The sequence below is a fragment of the Marinobacter sp. DUT-1 genome (assembly GCF_050379415.1).
Taxonomy (GTDB): Bacteria; Pseudomonadota; Gammaproteobacteria; order Pseudomonadales; family Oleiphilaceae; genus Marinobacter.
In genome coordinates, this window is record NZ_JBNRLS010000007.1 from 1 (window position 1) to 26135 (window position 26135).

At 59.3% G+C, this 26135-nt stretch carries 32 protein-coding genes; 18 read left to right on the forward strand and 14 right to left on the reverse strand.

Going from position 1 to position 26135, the window contains the following annotated elements:
- Positions 1 to 33: 33 nt before the first annotated feature.
- The 4 genes from ACQUTG_RS17350 to ACQUTG_RS17365 all read left to right on the forward strand — a co-directional run bounded on the left by ACQUTG_RS17350 (position 34) and on the right by ACQUTG_RS17365 (position 1885).
- Entirely contained in the window at positions 34 to 360 is a 327-nt protein-coding gene (locus ACQUTG_RS17350; RefSeq protein WP_428919839.1) for a DUF2834 domain-containing protein, read from the forward strand.
- Positions 361 to 480: 120 nt separating this feature from the next.
- Entirely contained in the window at positions 481 to 960 is a 480-nt protein-coding gene (locus ACQUTG_RS17355) for a hypothetical protein (RefSeq protein ID WP_428920584.1), read from the forward strand.
- A 112-nt stretch (positions 961 to 1072) separates the two neighbouring features.
- Positions 1073 to 1303, forward strand: coding sequence for a DUF6429 family protein (locus tag ACQUTG_RS17360; protein WP_091640469.1), 231 nt, complete (start codon positions 1073 to 1075; stop codon positions 1301 to 1303).
- Positions 1304 to 1441: 138 nt separating this feature from the next.
- Complete coding sequence (locus ACQUTG_RS17365) at positions 1442 to 1885, forward strand: SRPBCC domain-containing protein (RefSeq protein WP_428920585.1); 444 nt, start codon at positions 1442 to 1444, stop codon at positions 1883 to 1885.
- Between the two features lie 98 nt (positions 1886 to 1983).
- Here the strand turns inward: ACQUTG_RS17365 and ACQUTG_RS17370 are convergent, their stop codons facing one another.
- Positions 1984 to 2280: a type II toxin-antitoxin system RelE/ParE family toxin gene (locus ACQUTG_RS17370; RefSeq protein ID WP_428920586.1), complete on the reverse strand. Its 297-nt coding sequence runs from the start codon at positions 2278 to 2280 to the stop codon at positions 1984 to 1986.
- A complete protein-coding gene (locus tag ACQUTG_RS17375) occupies positions 2280 to 2519 on the reverse strand; it encodes a type II toxin-antitoxin system ParD family antitoxin (RefSeq protein ID WP_012140687.1) in 240 nt (79 codons plus the stop codon). Before ACQUTG_RS17375 ends, ACQUTG_RS17370 begins: the two co-directional genes overlap by 1 nt.
- Positions 2520 to 3027: 508 nt before the next feature.
- On the opposite strand from ACQUTG_RS17375, the gene ACQUTG_RS17380 reads away from it, so the two are divergent.
- Both ACQUTG_RS17380 and ACQUTG_RS17385 read left to right on the forward strand, forming a co-directional pair.
- Positions 3028 to 3663 carry a hypothetical protein gene (locus ACQUTG_RS17380; RefSeq protein ID WP_428920587.1) on the forward strand — a complete coding sequence of 212 codons (636 nt, stop codon included), beginning with the start codon at positions 3028 to 3030 and terminating at the stop codon, positions 3661 to 3663.
- 59 nt (positions 3664 to 3722) lie between these two features.
- Positions 3723 to 4112, forward strand: a complete 390-nt coding sequence (locus ACQUTG_RS17385; protein ID WP_428920588.1) for a septal ring lytic transglycosylase RlpA family protein — start codon at positions 3723 to 3725, stop codon at positions 4110 to 4112.
- Positions 4113 to 4198: 86 nt separating this feature from the next.
- Here the strand turns inward: ACQUTG_RS17385 and ACQUTG_RS17390 are convergent, their stop codons facing one another.
- A complete protein-coding gene (locus ACQUTG_RS17390; protein WP_428920589.1) occupies positions 4199 to 5281 on the reverse strand; it encodes a TauD/TfdA dioxygenase family protein in 1083 nt (360 codons plus the stop codon).
- Between the two features lie 198 nt (positions 5282 to 5479).
- Between ACQUTG_RS17390 and osmF the strand changes: the two genes are divergently transcribed.
- The 4 genes from osmF to ACQUTG_RS17410 are packed head-to-tail and all read left to right on the forward strand — an operon-like array spanning position 5480 to position 9306.
- Positions 5480 to 6403 carry a glycine betaine ABC transporter substrate-binding protein OsmF gene (gene osmF / locus ACQUTG_RS17395; RefSeq protein WP_428920590.1) on the forward strand — a complete coding sequence of 308 codons (924 nt, stop codon included), beginning with the start codon at positions 5480 to 5482 and terminating at the stop codon, positions 6401 to 6403.
- A 3-nt stretch (positions 6404 to 6406) separates the two neighbouring features.
- Positions 6407 to 7594, forward strand: coding sequence for an ABC transporter permease (locus ACQUTG_RS17400; protein ID WP_428920591.1), 1188 nt, complete (start codon positions 6407 to 6409; stop codon positions 7592 to 7594).
- A 21-nt stretch (positions 7595 to 7615) separates the two neighbouring features.
- Positions 7616 to 8563, forward strand: a complete 948-nt coding sequence (locus tag ACQUTG_RS17405) for an ABC transporter ATP-binding protein (RefSeq protein WP_428920592.1) — start codon at positions 7616 to 7618, stop codon at positions 8561 to 8563.
- Positions 8563 to 9306, forward strand: coding sequence for an ABC transporter permease (locus ACQUTG_RS17410; protein WP_428920593.1), 744 nt, complete (start codon positions 8563 to 8565; stop codon positions 9304 to 9306). The genes ACQUTG_RS17405 and ACQUTG_RS17410 overlap by 1 nt, the downstream gene beginning before the upstream one ends.
- A gap of 30 nt (positions 9307 to 9336) precedes the next feature.
- Here ACQUTG_RS17410 and ACQUTG_RS17415 read toward each other — a convergent pair whose 3' ends face one another.
- Positions 9337 to 9708 carry a VOC family protein gene (locus tag ACQUTG_RS17415; RefSeq protein ID WP_428920594.1) on the reverse strand — a complete coding sequence of 124 codons (372 nt, stop codon included), beginning with the start codon at positions 9706 to 9708 and terminating at the stop codon, positions 9337 to 9339.
- Positions 9709 to 9883: 175 nt separating this feature from the next.
- On the opposite strand from ACQUTG_RS17415, the gene ACQUTG_RS17420 reads away from it, so the two are divergent.
- Complete coding sequence (locus ACQUTG_RS17420) at positions 9884 to 12079, forward strand: OsmC domain/YcaO domain-containing protein (protein ID WP_428920595.1); 2196 nt, start codon at positions 9884 to 9886, stop codon at positions 12077 to 12079.
- Between the two features lie 19 nt (positions 12080 to 12098).
- Here ACQUTG_RS17420 and ACQUTG_RS17425 read toward each other — a convergent pair whose 3' ends face one another.
- The 5 genes from ACQUTG_RS17425 to ACQUTG_RS17445 all read right to left on the reverse strand — a co-directional run bounded on the left by ACQUTG_RS17425 (position 12099) and on the right by ACQUTG_RS17445 (position 15947).
- Positions 12099 to 12452: a DUF1428 domain-containing protein gene (locus ACQUTG_RS17425; RefSeq protein ID WP_428920596.1), complete on the reverse strand. Its 354-nt coding sequence runs from the start codon at positions 12450 to 12452 to the stop codon at positions 12099 to 12101.
- A 15-nt stretch (positions 12453 to 12467) separates the two neighbouring features.
- Positions 12468 to 12827, reverse strand: coding sequence for a YciI family protein (locus ACQUTG_RS17430; RefSeq protein ID WP_428920597.1), 360 nt, complete (start codon positions 12825 to 12827; stop codon positions 12468 to 12470).
- A gap of 41 nt (positions 12828 to 12868) precedes the next feature.
- Entirely contained in the window at positions 12869 to 13684 is an 816-nt protein-coding gene (locus tag ACQUTG_RS17435; protein ID WP_428920598.1) for a YciI family protein, read from the reverse strand.
- Between the two features lie 78 nt (positions 13685 to 13762).
- The gene (locus ACQUTG_RS17440) at positions 13763 to 14995 is read right to left on the reverse strand and encodes an RNA polymerase sigma factor (RefSeq protein ID WP_428920599.1); all 1233 of its coding nucleotides are present in this window, start codon (positions 14993 to 14995) and stop codon (positions 13763 to 13765) included.
- Between the two features lie 43 nt (positions 14996 to 15038).
- Positions 15039 to 15947, reverse strand: a complete 909-nt coding sequence (locus ACQUTG_RS17445) for a LysR family transcriptional regulator (protein WP_428920600.1) — start codon at positions 15945 to 15947, stop codon at positions 15039 to 15041.
- Between the two features lie 162 nt (positions 15948 to 16109).
- Here ACQUTG_RS17445 and ACQUTG_RS17450 point away from each other — a divergent pair, with 162 nt between their 5' ends.
- The 4 genes from ACQUTG_RS17450 to ACQUTG_RS17465 all read left to right on the forward strand — a co-directional run bounded on the left by ACQUTG_RS17450 (position 16110) and on the right by ACQUTG_RS17465 (position 19322).
- Entirely contained in the window at positions 16110 to 16589 is a 480-nt protein-coding gene (locus ACQUTG_RS17450; protein ID WP_428920601.1) for a DoxX family protein, read from the forward strand.
- 69 nt (positions 16590 to 16658) lie between these two features.
- A complete protein-coding gene (locus ACQUTG_RS17455) occupies positions 16659 to 17462 on the forward strand; it encodes a DODA-type extradiol aromatic ring-opening family dioxygenase (protein ID WP_428920602.1) in 804 nt (267 codons plus the stop codon).
- Positions 17463 to 17562: 100 nt separating this feature from the next.
- Positions 17563 to 18912, forward strand: coding sequence for a serine hydrolase domain-containing protein (locus ACQUTG_RS17460; protein ID WP_428920603.1), 1350 nt, complete (start codon positions 17563 to 17565; stop codon positions 18910 to 18912).
- Positions 18909 to 19322, forward strand: coding sequence for a DUF2784 domain-containing protein (locus tag ACQUTG_RS17465; protein WP_428920604.1), 414 nt, complete (start codon positions 18909 to 18911; stop codon positions 19320 to 19322). Before ACQUTG_RS17460 ends, ACQUTG_RS17465 begins: the two co-directional genes overlap by 4 nt.
- A gap of 3 nt (positions 19323 to 19325) precedes the next feature.
- On the opposite strand, the gene ACQUTG_RS17470 is transcribed toward ACQUTG_RS17465, so the two are convergent.
- From ACQUTG_RS17470 to ACQUTG_RS17490, 5 genes are all read right to left on the reverse strand, one after another.
- A complete protein-coding gene (locus ACQUTG_RS17470) occupies positions 19326 to 20111 on the reverse strand; it encodes an OmpA family protein (RefSeq protein WP_428920605.1) in 786 nt (261 codons plus the stop codon).
- A 22-nt stretch (positions 20112 to 20133) separates the two neighbouring features.
- Complete coding sequence (locus ACQUTG_RS17475) at positions 20134 to 20511, reverse strand: DUF4398 domain-containing protein (RefSeq protein ID WP_428920606.1); 378 nt, start codon at positions 20509 to 20511, stop codon at positions 20134 to 20136.
- Positions 20512 to 20667: 156 nt separating this feature from the next.
- Positions 20668 to 22359, reverse strand: a complete 1692-nt coding sequence (locus tag ACQUTG_RS17480) for a DUF3592 domain-containing protein (protein WP_428920607.1) — start codon at positions 22357 to 22359, stop codon at positions 20668 to 20670.
- 154 nt (positions 22360 to 22513) lie between these two features.
- The gene (locus ACQUTG_RS17485; protein WP_428920608.1) at positions 22514 to 22684 is read right to left on the reverse strand and encodes a DUF2897 family protein; all 171 of its coding nucleotides are present in this window, start codon (positions 22682 to 22684) and stop codon (positions 22514 to 22516) included.
- Between the two features lie 89 nt (positions 22685 to 22773).
- Positions 22774 to 23457: a DUF4396 domain-containing protein gene (locus ACQUTG_RS17490; RefSeq protein ID WP_428920609.1), complete on the reverse strand. Its 684-nt coding sequence runs from the start codon at positions 23455 to 23457 to the stop codon at positions 22774 to 22776.
- A gap of 121 nt (positions 23458 to 23578) precedes the next feature.
- Here ACQUTG_RS17490 and ACQUTG_RS17495 point away from each other — a divergent pair, with 121 nt between their 5' ends.
- From ACQUTG_RS17495 to ACQUTG_RS17505, 3 genes are all read left to right on the forward strand, one after another.
- Positions 23579 to 23887 carry a DUF3175 domain-containing protein gene (locus ACQUTG_RS17495; RefSeq protein WP_428920610.1) on the forward strand — a complete coding sequence of 103 codons (309 nt, stop codon included), beginning with the start codon at positions 23579 to 23581 and terminating at the stop codon, positions 23885 to 23887.
- Between the two features lie 93 nt (positions 23888 to 23980).
- Positions 23981 to 24193, forward strand: a complete 213-nt coding sequence (locus ACQUTG_RS17500) for an acetyltransferase (RefSeq protein ID WP_428920611.1) — start codon at positions 23981 to 23983, stop codon at positions 24191 to 24193.
- A gap of 36 nt (positions 24194 to 24229) precedes the next feature.
- Positions 24230 to 26122 carry a monovalent cation:proton antiporter-2 (CPA2) family protein gene (locus tag ACQUTG_RS17505; protein WP_428920612.1) on the forward strand — a complete coding sequence of 631 codons (1893 nt, stop codon included), beginning with the start codon at positions 24230 to 24232 and terminating at the stop codon, positions 26120 to 26122.
- Positions 26123 to 26135: the final 13 nt, after the last annotated feature.

Consider the following 26135-nt stretch of genomic DNA (forward strand, 5'->3'; position numbering starts at 1 on the left):
GTTATATTTCTTAAACCTCAATCAAGGAAGATTATGAGAATATCGACAATCCCCCTAATCGTTCTCTGCCTGTTCATGGGCTTTACCTTCTGGGTAATGGCAGGCGCCGAGCAGTCGCTTCTGGCCTTCGGTGTTCAGCTGATGTCTAGCCCGGATACCGCCCAGGTTGTCATAGATCTCTACATTCTCGCCGCGTTGGCCTGTATTTGGATGTACCAGGACGCCAAAAGCCGCGGCAAAGGGTTGGGCTACGTCATCCCGTTTTTAGTTCTGACAGCGGTGTTTGTATCTGCAGGTCCGCTGCTATATTTGGTGTTGCGTGGTGGGCGAGAGCCTGAAGCCCAAGCCAGCAAAATATAACCAGCCGCATCAGTACGCGGCCGGTGGCCGCCGGACGTCCCTGACGGGCCGCCGCTGTGCTCCGCGCGTTAGAGTGGCAAGTGAGGATGCTGGAGTAGTGAAAGTCATGAAGGCCTTATTATGAAGCGACTTCTACTCTTCAGCGTTTCGTTTTTTTTCGCTTGGCCCGTACCTGCCGATACAGCCAGTTCTCCTGAGCTAAAGGCCCTGACTGGCGAGGCATGTGAGTATTTGGGAGCTTCTTGCGCCAAGCACCGAGCGGAGTGCTCAAATTCACAAGATCCAAATATCTGCCTGGTGCTTGTATATTTTGATATGAGAGTCGCTGAAGAGCGCTGCGGTAAGTCACGCCGAATGTTGTGCTTCGACGAGAACAGCCGCTATGCCAGAAAGTGGATGCAGGAGCTAAACATTCCGAACATCGGAAACCCGAAGAGACAAGATGCATTCAAGGCGTGCAATAGTACTGGCAACTATGAAGTGGAATCCGTCTCTCTGGCGAATCTTGAAACAACGCTTGGCGGATTGATGGGTGTGAGCGAGTACCAGTACAAGAACTATAAAATTTATTACGAGTGCTTTCAGGCCTACCTAGAATGATTAACCCGCAGAGCATGGGCATTGCCACTCTAACAAATCGCGCAAGGCGGACGTCCCTGACGGGCCGCCGCTTCGCTCCGCGTTAAAAGGGCACATCACCAGAGGATGAGCCATGGAGATTGATGAAGAGAAAATCGATGAGGCCGTATTGGCTTTGCTATACCTGACTTTGCATGATGGCGGTCGGGCGTGGAAATCCTTTGATTGGGATGCCATGAATAGGCTTCATGAAAAGGGTCTCATTGAGAACCCGGTTGGTAAGGCTAAGTCTGTCCTGTTCACAGAGGACGGTCTAAAAGAGTCAGAGCGCCTGTTCCAGAAACTTTTCGCCAAGGACTCTTGAACTTGGGTGGCAGGCCTTTTAACCAAGCGGTTAACCGGACGCCAAAAGCTTACCGCTTTTGGTTCCCTACGCTGCGCTCCGGCGCCGGTTACCATCAGCGTTATACGGCACGAATCTCAGGCAACTTGGAGTTCCTGCATGACTGAAGACAGAACATTACGTACCTCCAGAACTCTGCCTTTCTCCCCCGAAGAAATTTACGGGGCATTTGCGTCGCCTGAATTGCTGGCCGCATGGTGGGGACCGGAGGGCTTTTCAAATACCTTCGAAATTCATGAGTTCACGGAAGGGGGACGCTGGAAGTTCGTCATGCATGCCCCAGACGGAACCGACCATCCGAACGAGAGCAAGTTCGAAGCACTTGAACCAAACTCGAAAATAGTCATTCACCATGACTGCCCGCCAAATTTCAGGCTCACAGTTGAACTCACTGCTGAAGGTCGTGGAACGCACGTAACCTGGAATCAAGTGTTTGACGATGCTCAAACTGCGCAGCCAGTCAAAGAACGGGCTGGCGCAGCAAATGAGCAAAATCTTGATCGGCTCACGCGCGTGCTTGAGCAGGAAAGAGGCTCCGTATAACCAGGCATTCAAGCTCGTTCCGGCCCTTGCGGGCCTCCACCGGACCGGTTTGTTCCGATGGGCTCCACAAACCGGCCGCTTAATATTGGCGTTATGCCCTAAAGCAGATGCCCCTCAGGCAACATGCGTTTGTGCAGGAAGCGGATAATTTCAACAATACCCTCGGTGGCTAACCGATAAAATATGATGTGGCTTCCCTGAGGGTACTGTCGGTAGCCTGAACTTATCTCATCGCAAGCTTGCCCCAAGTTCGGATTGTCAGCCAGAAGGTGGAAGCATTGATCGAACTGGAGAACATAGTGGTTTCGTTGATCTCGACCCCATTCACGCTCCGTGTATAGGGCAATAGATTTGAGGTCAGCTTTGGCCTTCCTGGAAAGCTTGAAACTTGGCATCAGCGCCCTTCGTTGTCCAGTTCACGAATAAACGAGTCATAGGAGTAGTCTTCGAAACCACTGTCCTCGCCTTCCTTAAGCAATTTACGAAGTGTAGTCAGGCGGGTTTCAGACTCTTCAAGCAGGCGCAATGCGGCACGAACGACCTCGCTGGTTGAGCTGTATCGGCCATTTTTGAGCTGTTCTGCAATGAACGCATCAAAATGTTGGCCTAAAGTGATGCTGGTGTTCTTTTGCATGATGCCACCTCGCTAGTACCAATAATTGGTATATTTTGGTCCAGGTGGCATAACAATGCAATCCACGCGACAAGCGCGTGATTGCGGGCGTTGATATGACTTCCCCCGTCAAAATGAGTGACGGTGCTACCACGAAGCAAGGGCAGTCCCAGCTTGAGAGCAGGCGGTAGAGCCAGTGGCCGCAGGGGCCGGCCTCATGGACGAACTGGAGTTGACACCCTGAATGTCGGGATTCGAACTGCCGAACCATCTTGCAGACGGCGTAATGCTGGGTACCGATGCTCCCAAGATAAGTAACCGGTTCTGTTCGGGAATCTGTGGCGTAGGCCACGGCGATGGGGTCTTTGTGCGTATCCAGGCCAATGAACACTGTGCTATTTTTTTCATGATGCTGCCCCCCGATTTTACGCATGTGAACACGTAAATTATGGCTCTGGCTGAGGGCTAACCCACGAGGTGAGGGCAGCCCCCTGGTGGGGAGTCATAATGTCTAGCGGGCTATACAACCATGCCGACTCCCGAAGAAATCCTTGCGGGCCTCAGATCAATCTCAAATGATTGGCGCCTTCTTGCCATTCTCTGGCATGGGTATTTCGCAGTGCTCTTGGTGGGCCTGGCCTCCGGCCTGCGCCTGAAAGAGCGACTCGTTGGGGCGCTGCTCGTTATCCCGCTTTTCTCAGTGAGCGCCCTCGCATGGATCCATGGCAACCCGTTCAATGGCGTGCTCTTTACCGTCATGGGTATCGTACTGCTCGGAATCGCGGTTCGCCTTCAAGGAGAGAGTGTGGGCATTTCTCCGAGGCGATTTGCTGTTCCCGGCGCTTTTCTGATCGTGTTTGGTTGGCTTTATCCCCACTTTCTCAATGATGCGGCGCTCGTTGCTTACCTGTATTCTGCACCAACGGGGCTAGTCCCGTGCCCGACGCTTTCAATTGTGATCGGGTTCACCCTGGTGCTGCGCGGTTTAGCATCCAGGGCGTGGTGTTTGGTGCTGAGCGCAGCGGGTGTTTTCTACGGCGCTTTTGGAGCTGGCCGGCTTGGCGTGACGATAGACGGGATTCTATTCTTCGGTGCATTGTTAACAGCATACGCTGCCTTTTCGCCTCGGTTGATAGGGCGCGGTAATGGCGAGGCCGCCCGTTGAAAGGTGGTCAGCACGCCGCCTCGCTTTCGCCTTTTTTCGCTTAATCAAAGATTTGGATCATGATGAATACGCTGAGAAATATACTGGGAATAACATTCCTCACCGTGATAGCGGGATGTTCAAGTGTCCAGCCCGTGGCCGGCGGGAACTGGGACGGGTTCACTCAAACCGGGCAAGCATCTTTCTACGCGGATAAGTTCCAGAACAGGCAGACAGCCAGTGGCGCGCTTTATAAGCACGAGCTCCCCACAGCGGCACATAAGAAGTTACCGTTCGGCTCAAAGGTAAGAGTCACAAACCTTGATAATGGCAAGGATGTCGTTGTAAACATCAACGATCGTGGGCCCTTTGTGAAGGGGCGTATCATTGACCTCTCGAAATCTGCGTTCAGTCGTATCGGGAGCACATCGTCGGGATTGATCGACGTAAAAATTGAAGTGCTGAGGTAGCCGCCGGCGGCCACAATTGCGTGGCGAATTTTTCAACGTTCGGGCTTGCTCGCAGATGTGGCGAACCCGATCGCCGACTCCACGCCTCAGTTCTGCATCCGGATATCATCCTTCCACCGGAAGCCAACGCCCCCTGTTTGCCAGACACCATCCTTGTTGAACGGGTGAGGCCCGTTCATGTTGATGTAGGTGGGCAATCCGAAGTGCGGTGCCAGGTTCTGTCTCGCCTTGATCGTCACACGGTCCATGATCCTCAATCCCTGCTGCTCGGCCGGCATGTGGGCTTCCGGTGATGCCCGGTGGGCCACCGCCCAGTTATCAATGAAGAGCAGATCCCCGGTGTCGTAGTGGTAACGGATCCCGTAACCCTTTTCGAAGGATTCGTTCAGCAGATTGTTATAGTCGTTGAAAAGCTCCTTCATCTCTTCCGGAGTCAACAAACGCAAATTGTCGGCCGTTGCCGGTATTTTCTGAAGTTCTTCAATCGAGAGCCCGTACTCCGGCAGCCTCTCAAGAACCGCACCGGTCATTCCCAAATGCAGCCACACGCTTTTTCGTCCGGAAATAGGATGGGTGTGGACAACGGGGTGGGTCACGCAGGACGCCGAGTTTACGGAAACGAGTCGTTGCCAGAACGCCTGCTTTTCTTTCGGAAGCGCATCGAAGGCCGCGCCCTGATGGGCGAAGTGTGTGCCGCCGCCGTGCTCCGGTGCCCGGGCCATGTAATACGCGGAGTGCGAAAACGATGCGGCTTCGAAGCTGCCGTCGTTGTGCCACTGGGGGCCAACACCAAGGATGCCGTGGCGGCTGTCGTTGGAACACCGGAAGATGTGCCTGTTTCTGCCGGGCGTTGCGGGATGGACACCGTGGGTCGAATGGATTTCGCGAGCGCCCCACCATTTGCTGGCGTTGATCAGTTCCTCGGGGGAGAGATCTTTCTGGTGTTTGAAGACGATGAACCCCCGGTTCGCCATTTCTTCCTCCAGTGCCTGGATGACCGGCTCGGGAAGGTCGGTGCGAACATCGGCGCCGTAGATCTCGACGCCAAGGGGTTCCAGTTGTTTGAGCGTCAGCCCTGTCTCTTCGATGAGGGAAACCCGCTCAGGGTCCAGCGGGGGGATGGTCGGTGCCTTGCGGCGGGTGGTGTCTTCCGGTGTCTGGCCCATCATCCTGCCTCCCTTCGCTGGTCAATTCATAGTCAGCCTAACGCACTGTATTTTGTACACAACCCCCTTTGGGGTGTTGAAAGACCAATTCTGCCTTGCCTTCGTATCTGCGTGCCATAGACTGAAAGGATGTGGCAGCAACCTGTGTTCTCATGTTGCGCCAGCCTTCAGATTCCAAATTCTGCCAAACGACCAAGAGGAATGGCCGTGTCTCTTTTTTTCCGCTTTCGCCGTGTCGCCGCACTGACCGCCATGCTGATCACCGGGCCTGCCATGGCCGCCGACCCGGTGGTGGTGTCATCCAAGATCGATACCGAAGGCTCCGTGCTGGGCCAGATGGTGCTGCAGTCCCTGGAAGAGGCCGGCATCCCGGTGGAAAACCGGCTGCAGCTCGGCGGAACCAGTATCGTGCGCAATGCCATCAAGGCGGGCGAAATCGATATTTACCCGGAATACACCGGCAACGCGGCGTTCTTCCATGACCAGGCCGATCGCGATATCTGGAAAGACGCGGGCAAGGCCTACGAGCAGGCTGCCCGCCTCGACCAGGAAGCGCATAACATCGTCTGGCTGAAACCGGCGCAAGCCAATAACACCTGGGCCATGAGTGTGCGTGGAGATCTGGCGCGGGATAATGATTTGCAGACCCTTGAGGATCTGGCCCGCTACCTCAATGACGGCGGTGCCTTCAAGTTTGCCGCCAGTGCCGAGTTTGTGGAATCGGCCAGCGCCCTGCCTGCGTTCCAGGAGGCGTATGGCTTCGAGCTGGCGTCCGACCAGCTGCTGATTCTTTCCGGCGGTAACACCGCCGCGACGCTTCGGGCGGCAGCCCTGAACAACAACGACGTCAACGGGGCGATGACCTACGGTACCGATGGTGGTCTGGACGCACTGGATCTGAAGGTGATGGAGGATACCCTCGGCGTTCAGCCCGTGTACCAGCCGGCGCCCATCGTGCGCGCCGAGGTCCTGGAAACCTATCCGGAGATCCGCGAGGCTCTGGACCCGGTCTTCGAATCCCTGGATCTGGAAACCCTCCAGCGTCTGAACGGCCAGGTTGCGGTGAACGGTGTGCCCGCCCAGACGGTGGCGCGTGACTACCTGGATTCCCTGGCCCGGGACTGAGGTTTGTCGGTTACCGGACCTGATGCCAGTCACATCGTGCCGAACCGGGTGATTTCGGCGCTGGGGCTGCTGGCCCTGGCGCTGGTCTGGCTTCTGGACCTTGGCACCATCCAGCCCAACCGCATCGTGCCGGGTACCGGCCATGGCCTGGTCTCGGCGGTGGGCTGGGGCGGCGCGGCGCTCGTCACGTCGATCCTGGCCGGGGTGATTCTGCTCGCCTTCCTGAAGATCCGTGGCCGCTACCTGCTTCTGCTTGCCCTGGTTGGCCTCGTGCTCGCGATGCTCCCCTTGCTGTTGGATGTTCTTGCCAGTCGTCACCTGCCGGAAGATTCTCCTTATGCGCGCTCGTCCATCGGCGCGGGTTTCTGGTGCCTGCTGTTCCTGCTCTCCCTGATGTTGATCGAAACCCTCGGGCGGCTCGGGAGCCGGCGGGGGCTTCAGTTTCTGCTGGTGGTCGTGATTGGCGGCAGCTGGCTGATGTTCTTGCAGAGTGACGGCCTCGAGAGCCTGTCTCTGGTGCGGGAATTCAACGCGCGGCCCGCCAAGTTCGAGCAGGCATTCTGGACTCACTTGGCACTGGCGTTCGGGGCGGTGGCCATCAGTGCGGGTCTGGCCTTTGGCCTGGCGTTGAAAATGATGCGCAGCCCCGGCTGGCAGCGCCCCATCCTTGGTTTCGTGAGTTTTCTCCAGACCATCCCCAGCCTGGCGGTGTTCGGTTTGCTGATCGCGCCGTTGAGCGCTCTGGTGGCGGCCTTTCCGGCCCTGGAGGCACTCGGCATCCGGGGCATCGGTTGGACGCCGGCACTGCTGGCCCTGGTTGCCTACAGCCTGCTGCCCATGGTTCGCAATACCTTCGTGGCCCTGACCGAAGTGCCCGAAAACCTGGCCGATGCCGGCCGGGGGATGGGCATGAATGAGCGGCAGCTGTTTTTCCAACTCAAGTTACCGCTGGCGCTGCCGGTCATCATCGAAGGGGTACGCATCACCACGATCCAGGCCATCGGCCTGACGGCGGTGGCCGCCCTGATCGGTGCCGGCGGCTTCGGCAGCTTTATTTTCCAGGGGCTCGGGCAGGCGGCGATGGATCTGGTGTTGCTCGGGGCCTTGCCCACCATCGCGCTTGCCTTGCTGGCCGATGCCGTTTTCACCATGCTCGCTGCCAGCCTGAAGCCGACCCCGGCCACGGCCTGACAGGAAAAAGGATTAGTCCGGATGATCGAACTGAAACATGTCACCCGGCGCTTCGGTCACGCCGTCGCGGTGGATAACATCAACCTGACCATTGAGACCGGCGAGGTCTGCGTGCTGGTGGGCAGTTCCGGCTGCGGCAAGTCCACCACGCTGCGGATGATCAACCGCCTGTTGCCCCACAGTGAGGGCGCGATTCTGGTGGATGGGGAAGACATCACCACCATGAACCCGGAGCAGCTGCGTCTGAACATGGGCTACGTGATCCAGGGCACGGGCCTGTTTCCCCACTGGACGGTGGCCCGCAACATCGCCATGGTGCCGCAGTTGTTGAAGTGGCCCCGGGAGCGGATCGATGCGCGGGTCCATGAACTGATGACCCTGCTGGATCTCGATCCGGCCAGCCATGCCAATAAATACCCGCAGCAATTGTCCGGCGGTCAGGCGCAGCGGGTGGGAGTGGCCCGGGCGCTGGCGGCAGATCCGAACATCCTGTTGATGGATGAGCCGTTCGGCGCGCTGGATGCGATCACCCGGGAGAACCTCCAGCTGGAGATGTTGCGCATCCAGAAGCAGGTACGCAAAACCACCGTGTTCGTCACCCACGACATCGACGAGGCCCTGAAACTGGCGACCCGCATTGCGGTGATGGACCAGGGGCGCATTATCCAGCACGACACCCCGGAGAATATTCTCCGGCGGCCTGCGTCCGAGTTTGTGGAGAACCTGGTGGGTAAACAGGACCGGGGCCTGAAACTGATGAGCCTGCGTCCGGTGAGGGCATTGATGCAGGCACATCCGGCACCAAAACCTCCGGAACCCGGGGCAGAGGGTCTCAAGGAAGAGGACAGCCTGCGCCTGGCCCTGTCGGTGATGCTCTGGCAGGACGCGGATCAAGTGCCGGTTTTCAATGCCCGGGGGGAGGAGACCGGTGTGATTTCCCGTGAACGCATTATTCGGGAAGGCGCCTGATGCGTATCTGGTTACCGCCCGTCCTGCTGGCTGTTCTCCTGTGTGGATTGAGCGCCGGCATGCCCCTACTGGAGCCGTTGTTCCACTGGGTGCAGCCGGACAAACAGCAGGTGATCTATGAGCGGGAGAGCTTTCTGTTTCTCCTGCAGAACCATTTGCTACTGGTTCTGATCTCCGCGGCGGTTGGCACCCTGTTCGCTGTGGCCGGCGGCATTTTCGCCACCCGGCCGTCGGGGCGCGATTTCCTGCCACTGGTCAGTCAGGTGGCGTCCATCGGCCAGACCTTTCCGCCGGTCGCGGTGCTGGCGCTGGCGGTGCCGGTCCTCGGTTTCGGGGAGGCACCGATACTGGTGGCGCTTATGCTTTATGGCTTGCTGCCGATTCTGCGCAACACCCTGGCGGGCCTGGAAGGTATCAGCCCAGCCGTGAAGGAGGCGGCCAGGGGAATGGGTATGTCGCCACTGCAGGTGCTGGTGCGGGCCGAACTGCCCCTGGCGGGCCGGGTAATTCTCGCCGGCATCCGCACCTCCGTCACCATCAACATCGCCACCGCAGCCATTGGGTCCACCATCGGTGCCCGCACCCTGGGCGATCCGGTCATTGCCGGGCTGGTCAACGGCAACACCGCCTATGTGCTGCAGGGGGCGATCCTGATTGGCTTGTTGGCGCTGGCAACCGACAGTCTGTTCGAGGCGCTGGAACGAACCTGGGACCGTCGGTTTTCGCCGCAAGTGGCGGTTTGACAGGCGCCTGCTGAATGCTTCTCCGCAGGCTCAGCCGAAGTGGTAAAACGCCAGCTTGTTCCCATCCGGGTCTTTCACGTAGGCCCCATAAAACTGCCCCGGAATCCGCTGTCCCGGTTCGCCGTCACAGGTGGCGCCCAGCTCGATGGCCTTTTTGTAGTGGGCATCGACGGCCTCTTTGGGGCCGGGATGAATGGCCAGCATGTTGCCGTTGCCCGGGTGGTTGGGCTCTTCATTGAAGGGGATGCACACCGCCAGCATCGGTTCACGCATGCTCTTGCCAATAAAGGCGATGCGCCCCATATCCAGCAGCACCTTGGCGCCCAGATCGCCCAGCAGGTCGCTGTAGAAGGCCTTTGCCCGTTCCATGTCACTGACACCGAGGGTGACGTAGCCGATCATAGTGTTATCTCCTAGTTGGTTGATGCAGCACTTTACTTACGAAGAGTGCGGCGGAAAGTTTGCTTTGTCCCGGTCCGTCGCAATATTACGGAGAGACGGGGCCTTGCAAAAACTGGATAATAGCCGATTTCAGCCTGACGGCTCGCCGAAATTCTCCAAGCCTGGTGTTCCCGCTATGGAAATCAAAGTCAATTTTCTCGAAAACCTTCGCCTTGAAGCCAAGTTTGACGACTTTTCCGTCGTTACCGATCAGCCCATCCGGTACAAGGGCGATGGCTCGGCGCCGAGTCCTTTCGACTACTTCCTGGCTTCCTCAGCCCTGTGTGCGGCCTATTTCGTCCGGGTGTATTGCCTGGCGCGCAATATCCCCACGGACAACATCCGGCTATCCCAGAACAACATCGTGGATCCGGAGAATCGCTACAACCAGATCTTCAAGATCCAGGTGGAGCTGCCGGAGGATCTGCCCGAGAAAGACCGGCAGGGGATTCTGCGTTCGATCGACCGCTGCACCGTAAAGAAGGTGGTACAGACCGGTCCGAACTTCGAGATCGAGACGGTGGAGAATCTGGACGAGGACGCCCAGGCGCTGCTGATGGTGGAGCCGGACAGCGAGCACCACACCTTCATCGAGGGCAAGGACGCACCCCTGGAGCAGACTATCGCCAGGATGACCGGCATCCTGCGTGAACTGGGCATGAAGATCGAGATCGCCTCCTGGCGCAATATCGTGCCCCACGTGTGGTCGCTGCACATCCGCGACGCAGCCTCACCCATGTGCTTTACCAACGGCAAGGGCGCCACCAAGGAGAGCGCCCTGTGTTCGGCGCTCGGCGAGTTCATCGAGCGGCTGAACTGCAACTTTTTCTACAATGACCAGTTCTTCGGCGAGGACATTGCCAACGCCGGGTTTGTGCACTATCCGGATGAGAAGTGGTTCCAGCCGGGACCGGAGGACGAGCTGCCGGAAGGCATCCTGGACGACCACTGCCTGGCCATCTACAACCCGGAAGGCGAGCTGGGCGGCTCCAATCTGATCGACACCAACTCCGGCCGGGTGGATCGCGGCATCTGTTCGCTGCCTTATGTACGCCAGTCTGACGGTGAGGTTGTGTATTTCCCCTCGAACCTGGTGGAAAACCTGTTCTTGAGCAACGGCATGAGTGCCGGTAACACCCTCGCCGAGGCCAAGGTGCAGTGCCTGTCCGAGATTTTCGAGCGGGCGGTGAAGAAACAGATCATCGAGCAAGAAATTGCGCTGCCGGATGTACCCCGGCAGGTGCTGGAGCGCTACCCCGAGATTGTCGAAGCCATTGAGGCGCTGGAAGCCCAGGGCTTCCCGGTGCTGGTGAAGGATGCCTCCCTGGGCGGCCGGTTCCCGGTGATGTGTGTGACCCTGATGAACCCGAAAACCGGCGGCGTATTTGCCTCCTTCGGGGCCCATCCGAGCTTCCACGTGGCGCTCGAGCGCAGTCTGACCGAGCTGATGCAGGGCCGTAGTTTCGAGGGCCTGAACGATGTGCCACCGCCCACGTTCAACAGCCTGGCGGTCGCCGAGCCCAACAACTACGTGGAGCACTTCATCGATTCCACCGGTGTGGTGTCCTGGCGCTTCTTCAGTGCGAAGTCCGACTACCCGTTCAGTGACTGGAACTTCTCCGGCACCAATGAAGAAGAGGCCGATCTGCTGTTTGGTATCCTCGCGGACCTCGGCAAAGAGGTTTACGTGGCTGTGCACGAAGATCTTGGGGCTCCGACTTGCCGCATCCTGGTGCCGGGCTACTCCGAGGTCTATCCGGTGGAGGATCTGATCTGGGACAACACCAACATGGCGCTGGACTACCGGGAAGACATCCTCAACCTGCACTCCCTGAGCGACGAGCAGCTGGCGGACCTGGCGGAGCGGCTGGAGGCGAGCCAGCTCGACAACTACATGACCATCATCACCCTGATCGGTGTCGAGTTTGACGAGAACACCGTGTGGGGGCAGCTGACCATCCTCGAGCTGAAGCTGCTGATCTGCCTGGCGCTGGGCTGGCATGAGGAAGCGCTGGAATTTGTCGAGATGTTCCTGCAGTTCAACGACAACACCGTCGAACGTGGCCTGTTTTACCAGGCCATGCAAGCGGTGCTGGAAGTGACCCTGGACGACGAACTGGAGCTGGATGACTACATCGTCAACTTCCGCCGCATGTTCGGCGACGAGACCATGGATGCGGTGGTTGGCTCTGTCGAGGGCACCGTGCGCTTCCACGGCCTGACCCCGACCAACATGCAGCTCGAGGGCCTGGAAAAGCACCTGCGTCTGGTCGACAGCTACAAGAAGCTGCACGCGGCCCGGGCGCGCGCAGCGGGTGTGGCCGGAAGCTGAGGCGGTGTCCCGGCCCCGGCTATTCGTCCACCACGACTTCAAATCCCCCGTAGATGAGTCGTTTGCCGTCAAAAGGCATGGGATTCACATCTGGTTGTAAGCGGGGGTCTTCCATGATTCTGGGCATGGCCTTATCCCGTACCTCACGGGAGGGCCATACCAGCCAGGAAAAGACGACGGTCTCATCCGGGCGGCATTTGACCGCCATTGGGAATGAGGTGGTTTCACCATCAGGCACATCATCTCCCCAGCATTCCACCATTTTCTGAACTCCGTGTTCCTTGAAGACGACTGCAGCATCACGGGCGTGCCGGATGTATTCCGCCTTGTTGGCGGTAGGTACGGCTGCAACAAATCCATCGATATAGCTCATGGCGAGTCTCCTTGTTCAGTCTTTGGGGGGCAGTTCCCGCGCTGGTCGCACTTCGATACTGCCGAAACGGGCGGGTGGAATCCGGCTTGCCAGTTGAATCGCCTCGTTCAGATCCCGGGCTTCCAGCAGGTAGAACCCCGCCAGTTGTTCCTTGGTTTCCGCGAAGGGTCCATCGGTGATCAGCACCTCCTCATTCCGGACGCGAACGGTGGTTGCGGTATCCACCGGTTGCAGGGGCTGGCCGGTCACAAAATTGCCCTGTGCTGACAGCCGCTCCACGCCGGCCACGCATTCCTGGTTGAGGTCATGCCATTCCTGATCGGTCATCGCATTGATGATGCTTTCCTGGTAATACACCAGGGCAACGTATTTCATGGTCTGCTCCTTTTGTTGTTACGTGCACTGATCGAGTGTTGTTACGTGCACTGATCGAGCCCGAAGCTGATCATCCACTGAAGCCCGAAGCGGTCACGGGTCATGCCGAAGCGATGGGCCCAGAAGGTCTGCTCGAATGGCATGATCACCTGGCCACCATCGGAGAGCGCTCGGAAAACCCTTTCCGCCTGATCCTCGCGGTCGTACTCCAGGTGAACCTGATTGCCCTCGGGCGGCCTATATTCCGGACAATCAGCGCCCATAAGCCTTCTCCCCCTGATGTTCACGGAGGCATGGACAATCCGATCATGCATGTCAGCGGACACGTCTTCCGCGGCAGGTGTCTCGCCATAGGTAATCATGGCCTCCAGGTGGCCGCCTGTGACGTCGGAATAGAATTCCATGGCCTCGCGGCAGGTTCCGGGAAACGCAACATGAATGTTCATTTCCCGTGGCAGGCGGCCCAAGGCCTCGTGTTTCTCCAGTCCGGGGCCGGGTCTGAAGTCATCGAGCGTAAAATACCGGCGCAGCTCCAGAGTGACGTTGCCGTTGGCATCCTCCTTCGGCCACTGTCGGGCCCAGTCGATAGCCTCTTCCAGGGACTCGACTTCAAGCACGCTATACCCAGCCAGCAATTCTCCGGTCATGCCGAAAGGACCGGAGCTTACGGTCGGTTCGCCGTCGTGAAACTCGATCCGGCAGCCTTCGCGGCTCGGACGCACGCCGTTGCCACAGACAAACACCCCGGCCCGGGTCATTCGCTCATTGTAGTCAGCCATGGCCTGGAGCAGGTGGTCTGAGGGAAGTACTCCGTTCTCCGTGTCCGAATCTGCCTTGCGCATCAACATATATTTCATGGTGTAGTCCTCCGTTGGTGGTTCTATGACTGAGTCGTCCGGCACCAACGGAGATCGACAACATCGGAAACACTTTTTTCAGGTAATGGGCCCGAGTTCTGCCAACCTGCGTTGAAGGAAACGTTGCTCGGGACCCTGGCTGGTCAGCTTTATGGCGCGTTGGTACGCCGTTGCTGCGGCTTTCGGGTCGCCGGCGCGGCGATAGAGATCGGCCCGCGCGGCATGGAACAGGTGGTAATTGAGGATCTCTTTTTCGGTGATGAGGACATCAAGCAGCCGAAGTCCATCTGCCGGCGTGTCACGCATGGCAACGGCGACCGCCCGGTTGAGTGCGATTATCGGAGAGGGCTGCTGGCGGTAAAGAGCATCATAAAGCCGGACGACTCGCCCCCAGTCGGTGGCATCTGCCTGACGCGCATTGGCATGCACGGCAGCGATGGAAGCCTGGAGGGTATATGGGCCGGTAGGGGAAGCGGCAAGGGCGAGTTCCAGCCACTCAAACCCCTGGTGGATGTCGTGCTGGTCCCAAAGGGTCCGGTCCTGATCTTCGAGGGTCACCAGCTCTCCGTTGGCGTCCTGGCGAGCGTGGCGTCGGGAGTGCTGCAGTCGCATCAGCGCAAGCAATCCAAATACCTCCCCCTGCGGCAGCATGCCGCCAAGCTCCTCGGCAAGTCGGATCGCCTCATTGGCGAGACTGATGTCCACGACCGACTCTCCGTCGCTTCGGGAGTAGCCTTCATTGAAGACGAGGTACACGACTCGAAGTACATCCGGTAAACGCTGCGGAAGCTCTTTCGCGCCCGGAATCTCGTAGGGGATCCCCGCTTCCCGGATTTTTTTCTTGGCGCGCACGATGCGTTGGGCCAGGGTGGCCGGTTTTTGCAGCAGGGCGCTGGCTACCTGCTCGGTGGTCAGTCCGCACATCTCCCGAAGTGTCAGCGCTACCCGGGCATCTATGGAAAGGCTGGGATGGCAGCATGTGAACAGCAGCCGGAGCTGGTCGTCCGCGATGGATTGCTCATCGGGCTCGGGAGCAACGTCCTCATCGTTTGCCAGAAGATGGGAATACTGCCGGGCGGTCTGCTTGCGCCGGATCTGGTCGATGCCTTTGCGATGGGCCGCGCGAATCAGCCAGGCTGTCGGGTTGTCGGGGGTACCTTCCTCCGGCCATTGGCGGATGGCGGCGGTGAAGGCCTCCTGCATGGCCTCCTCGGCCAGCGCAAAATCGCCGAGCAGGCGGATCAGCGTTGCGAGCACCCGTCGGGACTGTTGCTGGTAGAGTTGCCCAAGTGCGAGAGGGTCGTTGGCCATTGGTTTCTGTCCGGAAGTTTCACACCAGTGCAGTCACTTTAGTTCACTCGAAGCGATCCCAGTAGGGTGGCTCGCCGAAGTAGCCGTCGAGAAAGTCGACAAAGCTGCGTACCTTGCTGGCCAGCAGCTGCCGGTGCGCGTACACCGCGTATAACGCCATCGGCTCGGGTTCGTGATCGGGGAGGATGACTCTCAGTTTGCCCTCCCGGATCGCGGAGCCTGCGATAAACGTGGGCTGGACCGCGATGCCGGCCCCGGCAATGGCCGCTTCCACCAGCACATCGCCATTGTTGCTGACCATGTCACCCTCCGAATGTTTCCCCGCGCTCCTCAGCCACCGGTGAACCTGTCCGGTGGCGTCCTGATCCATATAGCTGTACCGCAGATAGCGGTGATCCCGGAGGTCTTCCGGCCGCTGCGGTGTGCCATAAGCTATCAGATATTCCGGCGAGGCACAGGTCACCAGCCGCACCGGGGCGATTCGTTTGGCGATCAGGGATGAGCTCTTCAGGTGGCCGATGCGCAGGGCGATATCGAACCCTTCCTCGACAATATCCACCTTCCGGTCGTTCAGTTGCAGGTCGATGTCCACGGCGGGATGGGCCTTCTGGAACTCGGTCAGCAGCGGTGCCATGTGGCGGATGGCAAAGGAGACCGGCGCGCTGATGCGAAGCAGGCCGCGGGCTTCGCCCTGCAGGTCACCCAGCTGGTTTTCCAGATCATCGATGTCGGTCAGGACCTGTTCGGCGCGCTGGTGGTACCGGGTGCCGGCCTCGGTCAGATGAAGTTTGCGCGTGGTGCGGTTGAGCAGGCGTACGCCCAGGTGTTGTTCAAGCTGGGAAACGTATTTGCTAACCAGCTGTGGTGACATCTCCAGTCGTTCCGCAGCGCGGGTGAAGGTGCCTTCATTCACCACGGTAACAAAGGCGCGCATGGCGTCGATACGGTCCATTGGCTTGTCCTGCCTTGTTGTGACCGCACATTATCAACATACAGTTGATAATAAGACAACGTTGTCCACCTTAGTCTTTCATTCTGGCGATAGTAAAGTGCTCCCATCTTCTGGAGCGGCGCTTCAGAGCCCATCAACAGCGAAAGATTCGAGGTGACCCTTATGAACACTCAATTTGCACAGGCGCTTTTCGGTTCCACCGGGGGTTTTGCCGCACTGGTCCTGCGGGTACCGGTCGGGCTCATCCTGGCGGCCCATGGTGCGCAGAAACTGTTTGCCTGGTTTGGCGGCTACGGCCTGGAAGGCACCGGTCAGTGGATGGCCAGCATCGGCCTGGAGCCGGGCTACCTGATGGCGCTGATGGCCGGTAGTGCCGAATTCTTTGGTGGTCTCGCGCTGGCTGTGGGCTTGCTGACCCGTCCGGCAGCACTGGTCAACGCCATTGCCATGCTGGTGGCGGTCTTCGCGGTTCACATCGGTAACGGCTTGTTCATGTCCAACAACGGCTATGAGTATGCCCTGACCCTGTTCGTGGTCAGTGTGGCCCTGGCCATTCAGGGTGGTGGACGATTCGCCCTGGATAATGTGCTGCTCCAGCGACTGGGCACTGGTACTGTCTACAGCAAGCCTGTGGCGGCTTGATCGGATCGACCTGAAGAACAGAAGGCGCCCCCTGAAATGTCCGGGAGCGCCTGTTCGGGAGTGACAAACATGCAGAAAAGTACCGATGTACTGTTCATTTCCCACGGTGGCGGGCCGATGCCGCTGCTGGGTGATCCGGGCCACCGTGAGATGGTGGAGCGGCTCACGGAGATGGCAGGCAAGCTGCGCAGGCCCTCGGCCATCCTGGTGATCAGTGCCCACTGGGAAGAGTCGGTACCCACCATCACGTCCGGGACTAATCCGTCGTTGATCTACGATTACTACGGCTTCCCGCCGGAGTCTTACGACATTCAGTACCCGTGTCCCGGAGAACCGACGCTCGCCGGACAGGTTCATGCGGCGCTTGGTAACGCCGGGATACCAGCAAGGCTGGACGATCATCGCGGCTTCGATCACGGTCTGTTCGTGCCGCTGAAACTGATGTATCCGGAGGCCGATATTCCATGCGTGCAGCTGTCACTGGTGAACAGCCTGGATGCGGAAACACATCTGGCTATTGGCCGGGCCTTGCAGGCCCTGGACTACGACAACCTGCTGGTGATCGGGTCCGGTTTTTCCTTCCACAACATGCGGGCATTTTTCACGCCGAACACGCCGGATATCCAGCAGCGGAATGAGGCTTTCGAGGTCTGGCTGGAGGACACCTGTACCGATACGACGATCAGTGAAGCCGAACGCGCTGACCGTTTGAGGCATTGGGACCAGGCGCCTTACGCCCGGTTCTGCCACCCCCGTGAGGAGCATCTGTTACCACTGCACGTATGCTACGGGCTGGCTGGGCAGGCCGCCCGGACGCGCTTTGAGGCAACCATCCTCGGAAAGCAATCCGGGATGTTTTATTGGGGCAGGTAATAGCCGGCTCCGGAGCATTCCGTCTACCGATCCCAGAGACTATAGTGGTTATCTGGACGGGGAACTCCAGGCCCCGGCATCCGTGCAAGGAGGGCAACCGGTGCAAACATCTGTTTCCATTTCCCGGTGGCTTCTGGCCGGGACATTCGCTGTTCTCGCGTGGGTGGCCTGTCCGGTCGCCTACGCTGACGCTCCCCTGAGTGCCGAACGGTCCGACCCGCGCGCACTGGGCTGGATGATGGGCTTTCCGCCGCCACCGGACAAGCTGATCGCACAGCCGGAATCGGACTTTTTCGGTTTTCCCAAGCTGCGTTGGACCGTTTGTCACATCCGCGAACTCATGCCGACGAAACAGGTAAGTCGCGGCCTTGGAGCTCCGGTTCCGTTGCCGTATGCGTGGGATGAGGGTATCGACACGGTGCGTTTCGTGCCCATGGGCGCAGACGAGCCGATGACCTGGGAGCAATCGCTCTCGGCCAATTACACCGACGGCATTCTGATCCTTCACGGGGGCAGGGTGGTCTACGAGCGCTATTCCGGCTGTCTGAATGAGCGCGGCAAGCATGCCGCCATGTCGATGACCAAGTCGTTGACCGGTCTGTTGGCGGAAATACTGGTAGCGGAAGGGAAGCTGGATGAAGAGGCCAGGGTGTCTTCCATCATCCCGGAGTTGTCCGGGAGCGCTTTTGGCAGTGCTACCGTGCGCCAGGTAATGGATATGACCACCGCGCTTGATTACAGCGAGGATTATGCTGATCCGAAAGCGGATATCTGGGTCTATTCCGCCGCGGCCAGTCCTTTGCCCAAGCCTGAGGGGTATGAGGGGCCGGATGGCTACTTCGAGTATCTTGAGACCGTCCGACAGGCCGGAACCCACGGTGAGGTGTTCGGCTACAAGACGGTCAATACCGATGCCCTTGGCTGGATCATTTCGAGGGTAACCCGACAGGACCTGGCAGCGCTGCTGTCCGACCGCATCTGGAGCCGGATGGGCGCCGAGCAGGATGGTTATATGACCGTGGACGGCAAGGGCACACCGTTTGCCGGCGGTGGACTCAGCGCCGGCCTCCGGGATCTGGGGCGCATCGGCTTGCTGATGCTGGGCGACGGTGAGATCAATGGCCAGCGCCTGTTTCCGGCGGAGGTGGTGGAGACTATCCGGGCCGGCGGCGACAGGGGTGCATTCGCAAAAGCCGACTACCGCACCCTGGACGGTGGCAGCTACCGCAGTATGTGGTGGGTCCTCCATAACGAGCATGGCGCATTTGCGGCCCGCGGTGTGCACGGGCAGACCATCTACGTGGATCCGACCGCGGACATGGTGATTGTCCGCCTCGCCTCCTTTCCAACGGCCAAGAATGCCGCTATCGATCCGACATCGCTGCCGGCATACCAGGCTGTAGCCGAGTATCTGATCGGCCAGCGTGACGCGGCGCAGGCCCCACAATGATGCGTGATGCCCCGGAGTCCCTGTACCTGGCGCTGGCGGATTCGCTGCTGGTCCTGCATGTGCTGCTGGTGGCCTTTGTTATTTTGGGCCTGGTGGCAATTTTCCTGGGCCGCTTGCTGCACTGGCGCTGGATCCGGAATGTCTGGTTCCGGGTCACTCATCTGGTGGTGATCGGCATTGTGGTGCTGCAGGCGTGGCTGGGCGTGCTCTGCCCGCTGACGGTATGGGAAATGGAATTGAGGGAGAGAGCCGGCGCGGCCGGGTATGAGGGCTCGTTCATTCAGCACTGGCTGCAATCGTTACTCTATTACAGTGCGCCGGAGTGGGTGTTTATTCTCGTGTACACGGTGTTCGGGGGCGTGGTCCTGGCCAGTTGGATCCTGGTCAGGCCCGGACGCCCCCGGAAATAATCCTCAGCGTGTCTGGATCACGCCGTTCTCATCGGAAATGACGATCTCCACCCGTCGGTTCTGTTGTCGCCCGGCACTGGTGTCATTGCTCGCCACGGGATAGGCTTCGCCGTAGCCGATCACTTCCACCCGGCTTCGCGCAACTCCCTCGGCCAGCAGCGCATCGCGCACCGCCATGGCCCGGCGTTCGGACAGATCCTGGTTGTATGACTCGGCGCCGGTACTGTCGGTGTAGCCTTCGACCCGCACCCGGCGGTCTTCATATTGCAGCATGAAGTCTGAGAGCCTCTGTACCGTGCGCATGCCCGCGGGCTTCAGATCGGCCTCGTTGAGGTCGAACAGCACGTCACCGAGGGTCAGTACCATGCCGCGCTCGGTTTTCTCGGCCTGGAGCGCCTCCATTTGCGCACGCAGGGAAGCCGCCTCATTGGATTTCAGTTCCAGCATGATGTCCTGCCGACGTTTCTCTGCGGAGCTGATTTCCTCCTCCAGTTCAGCGCGCAGGCCCTGCTGCTCGGCAATCTCGGCATGGCGCTTGGCGAGGTAGGCGGAGTGTTCGACCCGCACGATATCCTCGTCATCCTCCAGCAGGGCTTCCGCCCGATCCAGTTCGCTGCGCGCGCTGCGGAGCTGGCTGGAGCCACTGCGGGCAACGTAGGGATCTTCCGCGATCTTGTTGTAGACCATGCGGGCTTCGTCGACTTTGGCATTCTGCTCGGGGGCGCTGGCACAACCAAACATCAGCGCCGAAAGCCCGACTGTGGTAATCAGGGACAGTGTACGATTCATGGTGTCGATCTCCTTTCAGGGCTCACTGTTGGTCCATTTCCAGCTGTCTGCGGAGGTTCTCGATATTGGCGTTGATCTCCTCCACGGCGCGCCTGGCTTTTTCGGTCTCGGAGCGTGCTCCGGCCAACTGTGCGTCCACCGCCGCCTGCTCCAGCAGGCGTTCGGCTTCCCTGTATTCTTCCCGATCGATCAGTTCACGGGCATCGGCCACCTTGTTCTGGGCCTGGTTCAGCAGAACCGGCTCGAACTGGCGGGCATCGGCAGCTTCTGCCTGGGTAATGGACCCGGTGGCCAGCTGTAAATCGCTGTCCGGGCGAGGTCCGGGACCCGCGCAGGCCGCCAGGGTCGCTGCGAATCCAAGAATGATGAGGGTGCGTGAGAAACGGATGTGTGGCTGCATGCATGAACTCCCTTGTTCAGACATTTCCTTGGTTGGCGGGCGGTCACGACTGTGAAAATTTGTGAAATCCCAAGGAAAATATAGCAGCTGGGCAGGGGAAACGCGGATTTTGATTGAAAATTGAGCGAATTCGGGCCCGGGCGCTTGAAGATGAGCTCAGTCGAGCCGGAGCAATTTGATAAGGTTTTCCCTCAGAGCTTCTGACACAGCCCGGCCGGCGATGCCCTCGGCCAGGCGGATAACCTTGCCCCCGGTTTCGTCACGGAATTCCAGTGAGAAGTACTCGGTGGTGCGCCGGCCGCTGTTCATGCTCATCCCGCCCTTCAGCTTCAATTGGTCCGCATGCACCAGGTTGCCTGAGCGTTTCCACAGGGCCATGCCGCCCCAGTAACGGACCGCCTCCACACGGGGGCCTTCGACGCGTGTTTTCAGGCTTCGTCCAAGCATGAACAGCCCGCTCAGGAACATGGGGAAACCGAACAGGCCGAACATGAAGGCCATGAAGTAGAGCATGATGCCTTCCTCCGCAGCCACGTAAGCCAGCCCCACGCTCACCCCGCCGAAGATCAACCCGAACATCAGGACCATGGCCTTCATGGCGAGGTTGCGACCGGGGCGGCTGTGCAGCACCACACCGTTGCCAAGCATCTGGACATCGATCTGTTCGGCGGCGTCGGTCAGCGATTTCATGCGCGCCTGGCGTTCATGGTGTTCCACATGGGCCGGGCTGAGGGAAATGGAGGACGTCTGCGTGCCCTGGACCACCGGCAACTCGTAGGTCCGTTGGAGCGGAATGGGCTGTTTGGGACCGGTCAGCAGCAGGCGCCATTCGACCTGGCGATTGCCCAGGTTGTCAGTCTCGGGCAGGTCGGTTGGCGGGGTGAAGCGAAAGCGCACCACGGAACCGGTGGCTTCATCGTTCACCTCCGGCACCTGATCGGCCTGCCAGATGACGGACTCGCTGCGGCTGCTGTTCTTGCCGCGGCTGATCCGGACCCGCAGGCACTGAAGGGTCACCAGCCAGTCGGCCTGGCCGAGGCGGCGGGCGAGAGTAATCCGGCCGGCGACATCGCCGCCGATCTGGCCGGGGGAGGGGTCCAGCGCCAGTGGCGCGGGACCGTAGTGGCGCCAGTTCCGCAGATTTTTCCAGGCCATGTAGGCGAGCCAGAAGCCGGCCAGGGGAAACAGGAGCACCGCGAGAATCGGCCAGTTGTCCTTGCCAAGCTCGTCCGGCATCGCCAGTACCCCGGGCAGGCTGATGCCCAGGAACATGAATGCCATGAAGCCGAACAGCCAGGAACCGTGCTTTTCGGATGAGTGGATGGGGCCGCCCGCCACGGCAGCCACAGCCGCTTTTTTCCGCCCCATGAACATGACAAACAGGCCCACACCGCCGAAGACGGTGCCGAAGATGGTCATGAACAGCATCTTCTCCCACCTCAGTTCCCGGACCAGATAGCTTTCCGAAGGCGAATCCGGATTCACCCAGGCTCTCAGGGCGCCCCGACTGCTGGCGTGACGCAGCCGGCTGACCAGTTCATGGTGGTAATCGCTGATGTTATCGCTGCCGCGATCGTACCCGACCCGGGACCCGTAGTAGTTCCGGCCGCTGTATTGGTAGCGGTAGGCAGCCTCCACGGAATAGGTGGTCGAGTCGGAACCGGTGTTGCTGCGTACGTTGGCGCTCTCGAGGGCCGCGGGTACTTGTCGCCAGTCGGCGCTGACAGCGTGTTCATAGAGGGTGTGCAAGGGGCCGAATATCAGGATTCCAAGGCCGACCAGCAGGAAGATAAGTCCGAAGAGATTGATTCCGAGCCCCGATTTCCTATTTCTGTTCGCTGCCGCCACTGTCTGTTCCGTGTCCCGGTGGATCGATCACGTTCGTCTTGTTTCGTCAATCATACCTGCAAAAGCCGGGAAAAAGTGTGCGGTGAGTCTGCCTGGCCAGGGTGGTGCTGGTTCACCTGGCAGCCTTTCTCTTCCGTTAGATGCGGACCGTCATTCAATCATCGCCCTCGGCCTTGTCTTTTTCCTCCATTTCGGCCTTGCGCTTACGGATTTTCTCCAGCTTTTCCGGTGGAAGGCGCATGTGAGCCGAATCGCGCAGCACCATGAGGCTGCCGACGATCAGGGCCAGTGCTAGCAGAACGATAATCCATCCAATCAGGGGCATATCCGTACCCTCAGGTGAAACCGACCTCCATGGTGCACGAGGCCGGGCGTTCCTTCCACATCATATTCGCTGCGCTGGCCCCTGCCGGATCAGTGGCAGTGGGCGTGGGCTGCCGCGTCCGTGTCTCTCGGATCGCCCATGCCGCCCTTCAGACCATATTTGATCAGCAATAAGTTGGCCGGCCAGGCCGCGAACAGGCCGAGTGACAGGGATACATAGAGCGATGACCAGAACAGGGCGTCGCCCATGGTGGACTCGCCGCCAAGATACAGATCGGTGGTGATGGCCACAGATTCCATGACCACGATGGAGATGGATTCCGCTACGAAGGCACCCTTGAAGGCTTCCTTGAAGGGCATGCCGTTTTGCATCATGGGGCCGATATTCATGGCGAAGCCGAAGATGTACGCCAGCGAGAAGGTGATGATCGCCGCCCAGAAATTCCCCATGGCAAACAGACCGACGGAGATGATGACACCGAGGATCTCACCAATGCCGCAACCAGAATAGCAGTGGGCTACCGATCGGAAGCCTTTCCGGGCCAGACTGTCCGTGGCTATCTGCTTGCGCCCCGAGTAGCGGTAGATCAGGACACCGATGGGGCCGGAATAGAGCACTGTCAGCCCCCATACCCACTGCATCATGGAGGCGATGTGGCTGTTGTTGGTGCGCAGATCGTAGACCACCCACGCAACACTGGCGGCGACGAGGGCCAGCCAGATACCGAGTCCGGTCCAGCTGTCGATCAGGGCCTGAATCTGGTCAATAGTCATAGCCGAGAGAGTCCTTCGCCCAGAAAATTTGCAACACTGGTTAGAGACTGGAACCCGGTTGAACGTTTTTCAACCGTGTCCGGCGCGGAACGGTTGGTGTAGCGAACGCAGGAGGCAAACCATGACTTCAGAGAAAGACGGGCGTAAGCCTGCAGGCCAATGGTCACAGAAAGTGACCGAAACCAGTGACTCGCTGGATCTCGAGGAAGGTGTTTTTACCCTGGAGGATCCGAAAGAGATAGCCTTGTCACTGAAGCGTTCAGCGGAGCAGAGTTCACGGCGGAAATCCGAACCCTTCCGCTCCGCCATGTCGATGCTGACGTTCTACATCAACCGTGCGGGCAAACATCTTCCTGAAGAGCAACGGCATCGGCTGCAGCAGGCGAAGGAGGAACTGCGGGTCCTGTTTGGTCGGCCGAGAAAAGGTTAGCCGGGGCGGCAGTCGGTTTTTGGTTGCGCAGATTCGCCGGTTCTCTGTTAAGTTTAAAAAAGATTCCTGGTATCAAGGAACAAGGAGACCGCCATGTTTGTTGCCGAGAAAGCCACCGGGCACTTGATTGAAGTGCTGGATAGCGCCGCCCTGTTCGATCCTCACCTGGATTCCATCAAAGGCAGCCTTCACTATGGGGAGGAAGCTCAGGATCCGGAATCCTTCCCGAAATCGGAGCTGGTTTTCCCGTCGGGTGAACCCCTCCCAAGGTGCTGGACAGACCCCGATTACCGGCGCCGAACATAAACCACTGCACTTAATCCACCGGAGCGATTTCACCCAATGACTGCCTACTTTGTCCAGGCCTTTATCTACCTGGTGGCTGCAGTCATTGCAGTACCCCTCGCCAAGCGCCTCGGTCTGGGTTCCGTACTCGGTTACCTGGTGGCCGGGGTTGTCATAGGACCTGTAACCGGTTTTGTCGGCCAGGAAGCTTCAACGATCCAGCATTTTGCCGAATTCGGCGTAGTGATGATGCTGTTTCTCGTGGGCATGGAACTGGATCCGAAGGCATTGTGGGCCATGCGGGTTCGGTTGGTGGGCCTTGGCGGCCTGCAGGTCGTGCTGACGTCGGTCGCTGGTTTTGCGGTCGCTACCTGGCTTGGCCTGGTGTGGCAGACGGCGCTCGCGGTAGGGCTGATTTTTGCGTTGTCGTCTACGGCGATCGTCCTCCAGACCTTGAGCGAAAAGGGGCTGGCGAAAACCGAAGGAGGGCGAAGCGCCTTTTCCGTATTGCTGTTCCAGGACATCGCCGTTATCCCGGTATTGGCACTTATTCCGCTGCTTTCTGTCTCGGCGGGGGCAGAGCCAGGAGCAGGCACGGCCGGCCACGGTGACCAACTGAGTCTGGTGGATGGCCTGCCGGCCTGGGCCCATGCCCTGGTGGTGGTCGGAGCGATCGCGTTCGTGATCGTTGGTGGCTTCTACCTCGGGCGGCCGCTGTTCCGATACGTGGTGCGGGCCGGGTTACGGGAAGTGTTCACGGCCACGGCGCTGATGCTGGTGATCGGCATTGCGGCATTGATGAGCCTGGTCAACCTGTCGCCTGCCCTTGGAGCCTTTCTTGCCGGCGTGGTGCTGGCCAACAGCGAATTCCGTCATGAGCTGGAAGCGAACATAGAACCCTTCAAGGGGCTGTTGCTGGGTCTCTTTTTCATCACGGTCGGCGCCGGCATCGATTTCGGTGTGCTGGCGGCGTCCTGGATGGTGGTGCTGGGTCTGGCGCTCCTGGTGATTGTGATAAAGGCCCTGATCCTGTGTGCCCTGGCAATGACGTTCGGGATCCGGGGCAGCAATGGCTGGTTATTCACGCTCGGCCTCGCGCAGGCCGGTGAATTCGGTTTTGTCCTGCTCACCTACAGTCGCCAGAACAGCGTGATTCCAACCGATCTGGCGCAGACGTTGTCGATGGTGGTGGCGCTGTCCATGTTCCTGACACCACTGCTTTTCATCGTCTACGACCGGGTCGTTTTGCCCCGGTATCGCACCGCAACCAATCCGGAGCGTGAGGCAGATGACATCGAGGAACAGGCACCCGTGATTGTCGCCGGTGTGGGTCGTTTTGGTCAGATTGTCTGCCGGCTGTTGCGGGCCAACAACATTCCCACGGTGGTGCTGGATCATGAGATCGAGCAAATAGAGAACGTCCGGCAGATCGGGTTGAAAAGCTACTTCGGTGATGCCAGCCGGCCGGACCTGCTCGAGACCGCCGGCATCGACAATGCCAGGCTGCTGATCGTGGCCATCGATGACCGGGACCGGGCGATCAAGATCGTCGAGCACGTCAAGCAGTTTCATCCCGGTGTCTGGGTTCTTGCCCGCGCCTTTGATCGCGGCCACGGTTACCGCTTACGGCAGGCCGGTGCCGATGACGTGGTCAGCGAGACCTACCATTCAGCACTGGAATTGGGCGGCCACACCCTGACGGCCATGGGCGTTCACCCGCTTCGGGCCCGGCAGATGACCTGGGCGTTCTTCGAGAATGAGAGGGCTCATGAAGACGAGCTGTTCGAGGCGTGGAAGGAAATCGAGGAGGGCATCGGTTTCAGTCCCCGTTACGGTGAGCTGTTCATGAAGCTCGAGGAGGCGCTGAGCGGCGTCATGCAAAAGGATTGGGACGAACCGAAACGTGAAGATGTCCCGGTCTGGGCACCCCCTGAAAAAAAACTGGAATAAACTCGCTACCCAC